This is a genomic window from Bradyrhizobium sp. USDA 3397 (assembly GCF_054060965.1).
Genome location: NZ_JBSSDS010000001.1, coordinates 3,998,253 through 4,009,892 on the forward strand (window position 1 = coordinate 3,998,253; position 11,640 = coordinate 4,009,892).

The following is an 11,640-nucleotide window of genomic DNA, read 5'->3' on the forward strand; positions in this document are numbered from 1 at the left end:
TAACTTATCGCACGATCGCCCCGGAGAGCGCCTTTGCGTCCGGCGGTTGTTACATAAGATCTCCACCCCGACTTTGCGTGCTTGGCCAGCGCTTCCTTATGCGGGTGACGATAGACGTTACGATAACCATAAGAAATGACGAGCATGCCGCCCTCTTCCATTGGGTCTCGGCACGAACCTGTGACTCGAGTTGAAACGCGCGCAGTGATGAGTTGCGATGAGATGATCTATTCTAGCTGCATTTGAATGCATGAGGTGGGCATAATCAGCGTCGCCTGTCAGCAAGGCTGATCGGCCGCTCGTTAGGATGGCAACAACCGTCAATGCGCTATCATTGAGGTCTCCGACAGGACCTCCGCTCAGTACCAACTCGCCAAAGGGAAAGCGAATGGGCGCATTGGTGGGACGAACCAGCAGGTTGCCTTTCTCACCGAGGATTCGTGCCAGCCGCGCGGCGCCAGGCCCAAGCCGCTGATGGGGAACAATCCAGGGACAATCAAGGAGATTCGGGAATTCGAAGGCGCCGTGAAGATGATCCCAATCCCAATGCGACAGAATGATCGGCGGTCGCACGTTCGGAGCGATGTTGAACTTCGAGGGTCGCGTGTGGCGATTGAAGGAGATCGGCAGTCCGACGTCGAAATGCAGAACGGCACGGCCGAGGTCGTCACAAAGAGAGACGAAATTTGCCTGACCGACATCTCTGACCAGGACTGTTGCCGCTTGTGGGACACCTCTTGAGAATCGTTGACATTTTGGCCCCACTCGCTGGGTTTGTCAGCCATGCAAGCACAGGCGAGCGGGGGTGGCAGTACCAGCCTCGGAGCGACAGAGGCACCCAGACTTGGTGTCTTGATCTCGGGCCCCTTAACTCATCCGGTGCATCAAGCCGCCGCGCATAAGTCAAAACGCCGCGTGAGTGAACTGAATAACCATTTCCTTGGAGCTGAGCATGGGCTGGCAGACCGGACCGGGCGGGTTCAATCTCAAGATAAAACCAGTCGGCCAGCGCAGGCGTAGCACCCGCAAATTGACCGAACCTCGCCGGCGTCGTCACGACACGCAGGAGCGCGAACGGTTTGGTATGGTCAGCATGAAACCCGTCCAAAAGCTGCGGTCCGGCGCCATCAACGTAATCGGCATCGATGCAATCGAATTCATAGGACGCGCGGCGTTGAGGACTGGTACTTAACGAATCCACGCGCGATACGCGCGCATAGAGCGATCTGTGCGGAATTTCTAGTGGAAAAAAGAGAACGAAGATGGCCTCCTTGTTCAAAAAATAGCTGAGGCGGCTTCATCGGCGCCGCGCCTAGAAGCGAGCTTTATTTCAATCAGATGAACAGTCGTGACAGAAGCGTGCAAGTGCCCGAGCATGAATCTGCCAGAACTAGTCACGTGAATCTAAAGTTCGCCACATAAAGTCTGCTGGGCTTTGTGGCAGAAGCGTTTGACGGAAGCCAAAATCTGGTCTGCCGACTTAGTCCATTTGAAGGGCTTCGGGTTTCTGTTGTGCAGGTCGATGAAGGTACGGATGTCGGCCTCGAGCTGCCTGACGGAGGTGTGAACACCTCGCTGGATCTGCTTTGGCCGATGACGAACCCCGAGGCGACATCAAGTGCCGCAAACAGCGTGGTCGTACCATGCCGCACATTGCTGTGCGTGCGACGTTCCGGCACGCCAGGCATCATCGGCAAGTCTGGCTGCTCGCGATCGAGTGCCTGTATCTGACTCTTCTCATCGACGCTGAGTACAACGGCTCGGTTCGGTGGGGACAGGTAAAGCCCGACAATATCGCGCACCTTATCGACGAACAGCGGATCGCTCGACAGTTTGAATGTCTGGCTGCGGTGCGGCTGCAAGCCGAAGGCTATCCACATTCGGCGGATCGTGGTGTGAGAAAAGCCAGTTTCCGCGGCCATTGAGCGGATCGACCAATGTGTCGCGTCGGGCGGCGTCGTACGCAGTGTCGGCTCGATTACCTCAGCAACCTGATCGTCATTGATGGTTCGAGGGCGACCGGGGCGGGCCTCGTCAAGCAAGCCATCACAGCGATCCTTCAAAAATCGGCGTCGCCACTTGCCAACGGTATGTTCATGGAGGCCGAGTTCGGCAGCCACAGCCTTGCTGGGCAATTCATCCGCGCACCGCAGGATCGCGCGACATCGCTCAGATAACGACCGGGCAACGCGCTGACGGCGAACTTGCCTCTCTAAGTACGCCCGCTCTTGCTGACTCAGCGCCAACGGCGCGATCGGCCGGCCTCGCTCACCTGCATTCGCCACGAGCACTCTCCTCTGTAGAGATTCGAGCTATCAACTAATGTGACGAACTTGCGTTCCAGATGACTAGCACTACTTTGGCAGATTCTATTTGCGCCCGTGTTTTTCAAGGATTTGTTTTCGGCAGTAGGGACACCGTTGAGGCGGCGGCCGAAGGATGAGATCGACGATGGCGTGACGTACGGCGGGCATGGTTGGCTGAGGCGGTGGCCCGTTGATTCTTTTTTTTCCGCCCCGCGTGGGCGAGGCGACGATGTTGCAGGAAGGCGTAGGCGATCATTGTCATCAGGGCGTGGCGATGAAGACCCTGCCATGATCGCCCCTCGAAGTGATCAAGTCCAAGCTCCTCCTTCAACTGCTGATGCGCCTGCTCACAAATCCATCTTGCCTTGATGGTGGCGGCTAGTGTGCGCAGATCTGTCGCCGCAGGGAGATTGGCAAGATAGTATTTCTTCTCCCCTGAGGCACGTTGCTCGCCAATGAGCCAAGCTTCGTCGCCCGGGAGATGCTGCTGTCCCTTGTCCCAAATCCGCTGCGGAGGGCCATCGGCGGTGCGGACCCGGAGAGCAGCAAATCGGGCTTTTAGCCGACCTTTCGTCCCGCTGCGCCAACTCACGGTTTTCCATTTGGCGCTGGCCAGCATTTGTTCTGCCGCAATCGATAAGATATCGGGCACGTGGTGCTTTCGTGGTTTCCCGCGGACTTTAGTAATCGGCCAAATGAGCTTCACATCGACCGGATACACTTTCAGGTGCCGAGGGATACCGACAGCCCAGGCCAGCCCGCGCTCCGTTAGCCCTTGTCGAAACGGTGCGCTGAGGCCGTATCCTGCATCCGCCAGCACACATCCAAAGCGCACCTTGGCTGCCATCGCGCGGTCAATCTCGGCCAAAGCAATCTCCGGCTTGGACCGTGGCGATCGGTGTTCGACTGGTACGCGAGCGCGCTTCAAACGAGACATGTCGCTCGTCCAACTGTCGGGCAGAAAGAGACGTAACGCGACCATCACAGGCACTTCGCCGCGCGCAAGCGTTAAAGACACCAGCGTTTGGCAATTTGCTGTTTTACCGAGAGCCGACGCGTATTGAGCCGCAACACCGACCGAGCGCTCCCCCTTCTTCGGCAGTGAGGTGTCATCAATAACCAACACCGCATCGCGGCCGCCGACAAGTCGGTCCGCCTGGTTGAGCAGCTCTGTCTCCAGCGGCGTCGCGTCCCAGACACCGTCCGCAATGAAATGGTGCAACTGGTCGTAGTTGCTCGTGGCAAGGCGTTCCGCCATCGGCTGAACGCTCTTGCGATCGCCAGGACCGATCAGTCCCGCAACATACAGAGGACACATCCGCTGTCGGGTCTTATGACCCAGCCGGTCCAAGAACGGCATCAGCCAGCGTTCGAGTTCGTCTTCCCATCCCGGCATGGTCAGCCCTCCAAGAGCCGACCACCCATGAATCATTGAAAAATCGATTCGGGAATCCTATAAAACGCGACAAAATCAACAATCTGCCAAAGTAGTGCTAGGGCGTGGACTCATTAGCGCGCAGCCATAGCCTGATTGACGCAAGTTGGATGAATGCGAGGTAGTTCGCGGCGAGCCTGTCGTAACGTGTTGCGACGCGACGACATTGCTTGATCCTGTTGAAGAATCTTTCAATCCGGTTGCGCGCGCGGTAAAGATATGGGCTGAAGCAGATCGGATATTTGCGATTGCATTTTGGCGGGATGTTTGTCCATGCGCCTTTCTTCATGGCGAGAGCTCTAATCCAGTCAGCGTCGTATCCGCGATCGGCAAGCAGCATTGATCCAGGCTTCAAACGAGACAGAAGTTTACCGGCAAGCCGATTGTCATGGGCCTCACCTGGCGTCAGTGCCAGCCGTACGGGCAGGCCATTACTATCTACAAGCGCATGGATTTTGCTTGTCAAGCCGCCGCGCGACCGGCCTATCGATTGCCTCTGGTTCTTGGCGGTGCACGCTCCGTGCTGATGAACGCGGACAATAGAGGAGTCGATCATCTGGACCGCCGCATCGTGAGCAGTGGCGAGTGCATCTATGATACGGGTCCAGACACCGGCTCGCCGCCAGCGAACAAAGCAATTATAGCAGGTAGTGTAAGGGCCAAAGTGATCCGGCAGGTCGCGCCAAGGTGCCCCAGATCGTAGTACCCAGAAGATGCCGTTCAGGACGCGTCGGTCGTTTACCCGGGGAACTCCGCGCGCCTTGTTTCGCAGCATAGACTTGATAGATGTCCATTCGTAGTCCGTTAGTTCATGGCGCATCATTCGAAGCCCCAGTTTGGGAACTTGAATCACGGGCGCCCGGCCTAGCACAATGCTTTTGCCATGTCAGGCCGACTTGTCGTCACGGCTGCCCTCAAGCTTATCTCGCAAGGCCGTGATCACGCGATGGACAATCCGTATATCCTTGACCGACAGCCCTTCTGAAAGATCGTTGATCCAGGGAGCCTGCAATTCCATTGCGGCTTCGAAGGCGCGCCGTCCAGCCTCAGTGAGCACAACGAGCTGCGCCCGTCGGTGATGCGGGTTGACCTCGAAAGATACAAGACCCTCCCTATGCAGATCATTGATAATCCTTTGCACGTTTTGACGATTGCCGCCGAGGTCGCGTGCGAGCCAAGCGACCGGTTGGGGACGTTCGGCGGACACAATGGCGCCAAGCACCTGCCAACGTGCGCTTGTTAGGCCGAGCGGGGAGACCAGACGGTCGCCGGCCGTCAAAAGTAGGCTATCGAGCCTGAATAAATCGAGAACAAGATCGGTCAAAGCGTCACCCTCGGTGGTTCGCTTGGCTCTCTTCATTCGTCACCACTGTTTTATATTGACATCATGGTGTCAATTGAATATGTAGTCATAATACCAACTCGACATCATATATCAACAAGCATCGGAGCCACTCATGTCTCTGCTACGCCCACTCGACCCGTCCTTCCCGATCGACCGCCAGATCGGTATTGAGGCAAGTTCAGTCGTCCTAGTGAACCCATTCACTCTCGACAAAGACCATGAGGCGGCCTTTCTCAAGACCTGGCAGGACGACGCAGAGTTCATGAAGCGGCAGCCGGGCTTCATTTCCACCCAGCTTCACAGAGCTCTCGGCGACAGCTCGACCTATCTGAACTACGCCGTATGGGAATCCACCGCACACTTCCGCGCGGCGTTCACCCATCCTGACTTCCTAGCAAAAATCGCCAGCTATCCGGCCTCGGCGATAGCTTCCCCTCATCTGTTCCAGAAAGTTGCCGTGCCCGGCATCTGCGTTGCCTAGCCCTGCTGTTTTAGGAAGGGAAGATACTCATGATCAAGTTGATACATCCTCTCGCTGGCGCCTTATCTATCGCAACCATCGGTACATTTTGGCTCTCCACGATACTCAGTGAGCTTTTAGCGTCCCATGCCACTGTTGCAGCGGTTAAGAGCACCATACCTTGGGGTTTCTTGTTGCTGATTCCGGCGCTCGCTGCCACCGGTGGCACAGGTATCATCTTGGCAAAGGGACGCCGGGCCGGGCTGATCGGGGCCAAATTCAAGCGCATGCCATTGATTGCAGGAAACGGCATATTGATTCTTATTCCGTCTGCGCTCTTCCTTGCGTCCAAGGCTCAGGCGGCGGCATTCGATGCTACGTTCTATGCTGTGCAAGCTATCGAGCTCGTCGCGGGCGCAACAAACATTATACTTCTTGTTCTCAATATGCGGGACGGTTTCAAAATGAAGGGATGGTTGCGCCGCAAACCCGCTTGATCACCCAATTGGGACTCGCCGAGAATTGACCTGACGCCCGATATTGTCGGGACTTTATGAGTACGCGCCCTAGTCACGTGAATCTAAAGTTCGCCACATAAAGTCTGCTGGGCTTTGTGGCAGAAGCGTTTGACAGAAGCCAAAATCTGGTCTGCGGACTTGGTCCATTTGAAGGGCTTCGGGTTTTGGTTGTGCAGGTCGATGAAGGTGCGGATGTCGGCCTCGAGCTGCCTGACGGAGGTGTGAACACCTCGCTGGATCTGCTTTCTGGTGAGTTCAGCGAACCAGCGCTCGACCTGATTGATCCATGAGGCGGAAGTCGGCGTGAAGTGGATATGATAGTGCGGCCGTCGGGCGAGCCACCCTTTGATCTGGGGGGTCTTGTGGGTGGCGTAGTTGTCCATGACGATATGGACATCGAGCCCCTCAGGGATTTGAGCGTCGATCTCTTTGAGGAACTTCAAGAACTCGACCGCCCGATGGCGCTTGTAGCATTTGCCAATGACAAACCCGGAAGCGATATCGAGCGCGGCAAAAAGTGTGGTCGTACCATGCCGCACGTAGCTGTGCGTGCGACGTTCCGGCACGCCAGGCATCATCGGCAAGACCGGTTGCTCGCGATCGAGTGCCTGAATCTGGCTCTTCTCATCGATGCTGAGGACAACGGCTCGGTTCGGTGGGGACAGGTAAAGCCCGACAATATCGCGCACTTTGTCGACGAACAGCGGATCGCTCGACAGCTTGAATGTCTGGCTGCGGTGCGGCTGCAAGCCGAACGCCGTCCACATTCGGCGGATCGTGGTGTGAGAAAAGCCAGTTTCCGCAGCCATCGAGCGGATCGACCAGTGCGTCGCGTCAGGCGGCGTTGTACGCAACGTCCGCTCGATTACCTCAGCAACCCGATCGTCGTTGATGGTGCGAGGGCGGCCAGGGCGGGCCTCGTCAAGCAGGCCATCACAGCGATCCTTCAAGAATCGGCGGCGCCACTTGCCAACGGTGTGTTCATGGAGGCCAAGTTCGGCAGCCACAGACTTGCTTGGCAAGCCATCTGCACACCGCAGGATCGCGCGGCACCGCTCAGATAGCGACCGGGCCACACGATGACGACGAACCTGCCTCTCCAAGTACGCCCGCTCCTGCGGACTCAGCACCAACGGCGCGATCGGCCGGCCTTTCCCACCTGCATTCGCCACAAGCGCTCTCCTCTCTCGAGATTCGAGCTATCAACTAATGTGACGAACTTGCGTTCCGGATGACTAGTTGCGCATCGGACAGGAGGCCGTCGCCGACGAGGTTCGCCGGCAGGCGTGGCCGATAGCCCGGCTTCGGCGGCCCGACCGAAGCCATCGCGGCCGACTGCACCAGCTTGGTCGGGTGTGTCTGCGCGCCAGGGATCCGGATCGACTGGAGCCGGTACTCCTCATAGATGGCGTCGCTGAAATGCGCGCCCTCAGGCGGCGCCCAGTCGATTGTCTCATAGGCGAGGTGGACGGCTTCCGGATCGGAGACCGACGCCTCGGCCGAATGTGCGGCGGCCCGTGCGAGATAGCCGCGCACGGTGCGCGGCGCGAGCGAGGCGGCTACGGGAAGCGCGACGGTCGGAGCGACGGTCAGGCGAGATGGAACGTGTTCGCCGATCCAGCGGAGCAGACTCGCGACCTCGGGCGCCATTCGCGGCGACTGCGGGAACACATGTGGATCATCGGCCGGCGCCTTGTCGATGATCGTCAGGTGGGTCTCGATGCTGGTGCCGTGCTTGGCATACACCGGGCCCGCGATCGCGGCGGTGAACACCACGCGGCCGCGTTCCTGCAGCCGGGCGAAGGCATCACGCCAGGCCGAGGCTTCGGGTGAGAAGTTTGCGCCGGTGATCGTGACCAGCCGGCCGCCATCCGCAAGACGCGCCAGGGCCGAGGCGATGTGACGGTACGCCGCGTCGGCCATGCGGCCGGAAACGTTCGCGATCGCCGAGAACGGCGGGTTCATCAGCACGACGCTGGGAACGATCGCGGGATCGAGGTGATCGTCAATTTGGGCCGCGTCGAAACGCGTGACGGAGATGGCCGGAAAGAGGGAAGCGAGCAGCGCGGCGCGGGTCTCGGCGAGTTCGTTCACGACGAGCGTGCCGCCGGCGATCTCGGCGAGAATGGCGAGCAGGCCGGTGCCTGCGGACGGCTCCAGTACGCAGTCCGCCGGCGTAATGGCGGCAGCAGTAAGCGCCGCCAGCCCGAGCGGGATCGGCGTCGAGAACTGCTGAAAGGTCTCGCTTTCAGCTGAGGCTCGCGTGTGGGTTGGGAGAAGGCCGGCGACTTTCGTCAACGCGGAAAGCCGTGAAGCCGGAGAGTCGGCTTTACGGAACAGCGCCTTTCCGTATTTGCGCAGGAACAGGACGGTGGCGACTTCGCAAGTGTCATAGGCCGTCTTCCAGCCCCAAGCGCCGGACGCATCTGAGCCGCCAAAGGCGGTTTCCATGGCGTTGCGCAGGATCGCGGCATCGACGCGTTGGCCGCGCTCGAGATGTGGCAGGAGCTGTTCGGCCGCAGCGATGATGAAGCTGGCGCCGTCAGGAGCGCAGACAGATGCAATCGGCGCGGCCTGCTCGGCCGCGATCGGGGAAACGTTGTTCATGAGGGAAGCCTTAACGAGAGCGGGAGCGGGCGAGCCGGCCGGCGCTCTCTCTCGACCGCACCGGCTCAAACCCGTCCCGGCCCGCCTCTCACTCTGCCCGACACCTTGAAACCTTGCGGGTGGGACATTAATTTTGCCGCGTCAGGGTCGCCGCGCGTTGCGCGGCAAGAACCGCTTGTGGCGCAAGCCTAAAGAGCTGAATGGCCTGGTCAACAGGCTGCCGCTGACCTGCATCCGCGCCTTTTGCGCGGGTCGGGTCTCGGCATGCGGTTCACGAGCCCCGACAAACCATCGAGCCGCTTCGCACAATGAAGGAGGATTTGATGGCTCAGATTCTAAAATTTCCCACCAAGAAGATCGAACCCGTAACCGTTCGCAGCGGAGGTAAGCACCGCATCAGCGTCGAGGTCATCGATGATCTTCGGCCCCGACGCACGCGGTGGAGGCTTCAGTTCGAGATCCAGGAAGCGGCAGGATTTACTGCTTTGAAGGGCTTTACCGATAGCGCTGTGGCTCGCGGCTATCGACATCGCTTCGAAGTCAGCAACACGCGGGCGGTACGGCGGTTCGCGGCGGAAACCTCCGGCCTCGTCGCCGCCGGCAAGGTCGCGATCTGGATCGACGGCCTGCGGGTGCAGCCGCGGGTGGCTCGCAGCGCATAAAAATAGGCTGGGGCGACGTTCGTCGCCCCAGCCAGCCTTTCTACTCGGCAGCGATCATGTGCGGCTCGTCCGGTTCGTCGGTCGGAGCTTCCTCGTCGTCACCGGCGAGGAATTCCGGCAGCGCCGCGCCAGCGCCCTCGGGCTCTGCGGCATCGACCGACACCGCCACGTCGGCGCCGGCCATGCGCAGCGGCTCGGGCAGCCAGCCGGTCTCGGCCAGGAGACGTTCGGCCTCCTTGGCCATGTCGCCCTTCTTCAGATGGTCGATGAGCTGGGCCGCTCGTTCGCCTGCGCCTTCCCGCACCGCCTCCAGGATGCGGCGCTTCGGCACGCGGCCGAGATAGTTCTCGACGGTCGGACGCCAACCGGCTTCCACCATGTCGAGGTCGACGGCTTTGGCCATGCGATCGGCCTCAGTGATGCGCTGCTCGACCGTGTGCGGCGTGACGGCGCCGCCGTAGCGGTCGCCCTTCTCGTACAGCGCGTTGACGCCGAACGAGGCGCAGTGCGCAAAGAGCGCCGCCTGCTCGTCGCCCGTGAGGCCGGTGAGCCAATCCCAGAGGCCCGCCTTGTCCTTCGGCATCCGCTCCTCCCAGGTCTTGTGGCGCGCGTCGATCGCCTTGGCCGCCGGCGTGTCCTTCAGCCCCTGCACCTGCACCGGGAAGCTGACGTTGCGCACGGAGACCTCCATCGCCGTGCCATGGGAAAAATAGCGGGAGAAGACGTCGAGGCAAAATTTGTGCAGCACCGTCTGGAAGGCGACCGAAGGCATGGTCGCCAGCTTGTCACGCAGCGCCAAGGTCCGCTCGGCCGTGAGTTCGGTCAGCAGGCGGTCCGGCAGCGGCTTGACCACGTCGTTATCCTCGTCCTCGGGCTCCGCAGCCTGACCGCCGACGGTGATGACGGCGCGCTGGATGACCGGCACCGAGGGCCCCTCGCCATCTGGATCAGGCGAGGCGGCGGGTTCGCCGTCGTCACCCTGCCCCGGCTCGACTACGGGCACTTCGTCCTCGGGCCGCACATAGCCGCGATCGACCGACAGCCTGCCTTCGGCGTCGATACCGACGAACACGCCCGCACGGGCAACGTCGACCGGCTGATAGCTGACGGGTCGATCGTCGAAGGCGGCGAGAGCCGTCTCGATCTCACCCAGTCGCTGGTCAACCCCGTCGGGGAGCTCGTCCACACTGTCATACTCGGCTTCGAGCCTGGCCTGTTCGGCGTTGAGCGCCTCGATGGTTGCCTGCTCTTCAACCGTGAGACCAGCGGACACGCCGTCCAGTTCACGCAGGCCACTGGTATGGCCGTAGGGGAAATCGGCCGCGGCGACCTCGATCCACTTCCAGCCTTCGGCGACGATTATTTCCGCCTCTGCCTTCAACTTCTCAGCAACCAGGCTGTCGAGCAGAGTGACGTCCTCCAACCAACCGCCGTCGTCGGACTGGAAGAGGTCGCGCAGCACCACTCCGCCGGCCGCCTCGTAGGCATCGAGGCCAACAAATACGGCCCTCCGGTCGGAGGCGCGCACCGTCTTCTCCGTCAGCATGCGGCGGATCTGATAGGGCTCCTTCTGCCACGACCCGGAGATCGCCTGCCAGACCTGCTCCTGGCGCGCGTGATCGGCGGTGACGGTGAAGGCCATGAGCTGCTCTAGCGACATGCCGTCCTCGGCATAGACGTCGAGCAGCGCGGGCGAGACCGCGGCGAGACGCAGGCGCTGCTTCACCACATTGACCGAGGTGAAGAAGGCAGCGGCGATGTCCTCCTCGGTCTGCCCCTTCTCGCGCAGCGCCTGGAAGGCGCGGAACTGGTCAAGGGGGTGCAACGGCGCGCGCTGGATGTTCTCGGCAAGCGAGTCGTCCTCGGCCAAAATGTCGGTCGCCGGATTGCGCACGACGCAAGGCACCGGCGCAGACTTTGCCAGACGCTTCTGCTTTACCAGCAGCTCCAGTGCCCGATAGCGGCGCCCGCCAGCGGGAATCTCGAACATGCCGGTCTCGGCGCCTTCGGCGTCGAGGACCGGGCGGACATTGAGGCTTTGTAGCAAGGTACGCCGGGCAATGTCCTCGGCCAGTTCCTCAATCGAGATGCCGGCCTTCACGCGTCGGACGTTCGACTGGCTGAGCACGAGCTTGTTGAAGGGGATGTCACGCGAGGATGAGAGGGTGATCTTCTGAACGGCAGTCGCCATGAGTGATACTCCGCGACGGGCGGCCCAAAGACTCTCTCTGGGCCTCCAACCCGTCACGAAGCGCAGCGCCGCTCTCTTCCTCTCAAGGGCAGCGCCGCAAACCACGATCGAGAAAA

At 60.5% G+C, this 11,640-nt stretch carries 10 protein-coding genes and 2 pseudogenes; 4 read left to right on the top strand and 8 right to left on the bottom strand.

Annotated elements, in window-relative coordinates; all coding sequences use genetic code 11:
• Positions 1–117 precede the first annotated feature (117 nt).
• Entirely contained in the window at positions 118–765 is a 648-nt protein-coding gene (locus ACVWYQ_RS18325) for an MBL fold metallo-hydrolase (protein ID WP_456726230.1), read from the bottom strand.
• A 187-nt stretch (positions 766–952) separates the two neighbouring features.
• Here ACVWYQ_RS18325 and ACVWYQ_RS18330 point away from each other — a divergent pair, with 187 nt between their 5' ends.
• Positions 953–1,192: a hypothetical protein gene (locus ACVWYQ_RS18330; protein WP_456726231.1), complete on the top strand. Its 240-nt coding sequence runs from the start codon at positions 953–955 to the stop codon at positions 1,190–1,192.
• Positions 1,193–1,404: 212 nt separating this feature from the next.
• Here the strand turns inward: ACVWYQ_RS18330 and ACVWYQ_RS18335 are convergent.
• From ACVWYQ_RS18335 to ACVWYQ_RS18350, 4 genes and pseudogenes are all read right to left on the bottom strand, one after another.
• Positions 1,405–2,285, bottom strand: a pseudogene (locus ACVWYQ_RS18335) (IS630 family transposase).
• A 103-nt stretch (positions 2,286–2,388) separates the two neighbouring features.
• Positions 2,389–3,738, bottom strand: a complete 1,350-nt coding sequence (locus ACVWYQ_RS18340; RefSeq protein WP_456726232.1) for an IS701 family transposase — start codon at positions 3,736–3,738, stop codon at positions 2,389–2,391.
• A 61-nt stretch (positions 3,739–3,799) separates the two neighbouring features.
• Positions 3,800–4,564, bottom strand: coding sequence for an IS5 family transposase (locus ACVWYQ_RS18345; protein WP_456726233.1), 765 nt, complete (start codon positions 4,562–4,564; stop codon positions 3,800–3,802).
• A 63-nt stretch (positions 4,565–4,627) separates the two neighbouring features.
• A complete protein-coding gene (locus tag ACVWYQ_RS18350; RefSeq protein ID WP_456726234.1) occupies positions 4,628–5,101 on the bottom strand; it encodes a MarR family winged helix-turn-helix transcriptional regulator in 474 nt (157 codons plus the stop codon).
• A 97-nt stretch (positions 5,102–5,198) separates the two neighbouring features.
• Between ACVWYQ_RS18350 and ACVWYQ_RS18355 the strand changes: the two genes are divergently transcribed.
• Positions 5,199–5,567 (top strand): antibiotic biosynthesis monooxygenase family protein, encoded by a 369-nt coding sequence (locus ACVWYQ_RS18355; RefSeq protein WP_456726235.1) that lies wholly within the window; start codon positions 5,199–5,201, stop codon positions 5,565–5,567.
• A gap of 29 nt (positions 5,568–5,596) precedes the next feature.
• Complete coding sequence (locus ACVWYQ_RS18360) at positions 5,597–6,043, top strand: hypothetical protein (RefSeq protein WP_456726236.1); 447 nt, start codon at positions 5,597–5,599, stop codon at positions 6,041–6,043.
• Between the two features lie 83 nt (positions 6,044–6,126).
• Here the strand turns inward: ACVWYQ_RS18360 and ACVWYQ_RS18365 are convergent, their stop codons facing one another.
• Entirely contained in the window at positions 6,127–7,236 is a 1,110-nt protein-coding gene (locus ACVWYQ_RS18365; RefSeq protein ID WP_456725842.1) for an IS630 family transposase, read from the bottom strand.
• A 64-nt stretch (positions 7,237–7,300) separates the two neighbouring features.
• Positions 7,301–8,671 (bottom strand): annotated as a pseudogene (locus ACVWYQ_RS18370) (strawberry notch-like NTP hydrolase domain-containing protein); the annotation flags it as partial.
• A 308-nt stretch (positions 8,672–8,979) separates the two neighbouring features.
• Between ACVWYQ_RS18370 and ACVWYQ_RS18375 the strand changes: the two are divergent.
• Positions 8,980–9,333, top strand: a complete 354-nt coding sequence (locus ACVWYQ_RS18375) for a hypothetical protein (protein ID WP_456726237.1) — start codon at positions 8,980–8,982, stop codon at positions 9,331–9,333.
• A 40-nt stretch (positions 9,334–9,373) separates the two neighbouring features.
• Here the strand turns inward: ACVWYQ_RS18375 and ACVWYQ_RS18380 are convergent, their stop codons facing one another.
• Positions 9,374–11,524: a ParB/RepB/Spo0J family partition protein gene (locus ACVWYQ_RS18380; RefSeq protein WP_456726238.1), complete on the bottom strand. Its 2,151-nt coding sequence runs from the start codon at positions 11,522–11,524 to the stop codon at positions 9,374–9,376.
• Between the last annotated feature and the right edge of the window lie 116 nt (positions 11,525–11,640).

Excerpts from the sequence above, each read along its gene's own strand:
- ACVWYQ_RS18330 (WP_456726231.1), top strand. The coding sequence starts at position 953 with ATGGGCTGGCAGACCGGACCGGGCGGGTTCAATCTCAAGATAAAACCA.
- ACVWYQ_RS18350 (WP_456726234.1), bottom strand. The coding sequence starts at position 5,101 with ATGAAGAGAGCCAAGCGAACCACCGAGGGTGACGCTTTGACCGATCTT.
- ACVWYQ_RS18355 (WP_456726235.1), top strand. The coding sequence starts at position 5,199 with ATGTCTCTGCTACGCCCACTCGACCCGTCCTTCCCGATCGACCGCCAG.
- ACVWYQ_RS18360 (WP_456726236.1), top strand. The coding sequence starts at position 5,597 with ATGATCAAGTTGATACATCCTCTCGCTGGCGCCTTATCTATCGCAACC.
- ACVWYQ_RS18345 (WP_456726233.1), bottom strand. The coding sequence starts at position 4,564 with ATGATGCGCCATGAACTAACGGACTACGAATGGACATCTATCAAGTCT.
- ACVWYQ_RS18340 (WP_456726232.1), bottom strand. The coding sequence starts at position 3,738 with ATGATTCATGGGTGGTCGGCTCTTGGAGGGCTGACCATGCCGGGATGG.
- ACVWYQ_RS18380 (WP_456726238.1), bottom strand. The coding sequence starts at position 11,524 with ATGGCGACTGCCGTTCAGAAGATCACCCTCTCATCCTCGCGTGACATC.
- ACVWYQ_RS18375 (WP_456726237.1), top strand. The coding sequence starts at position 8,980 with ATGAAGGAGGATTTGATGGCTCAGATTCTAAAATTTCCCACCAAGAAG.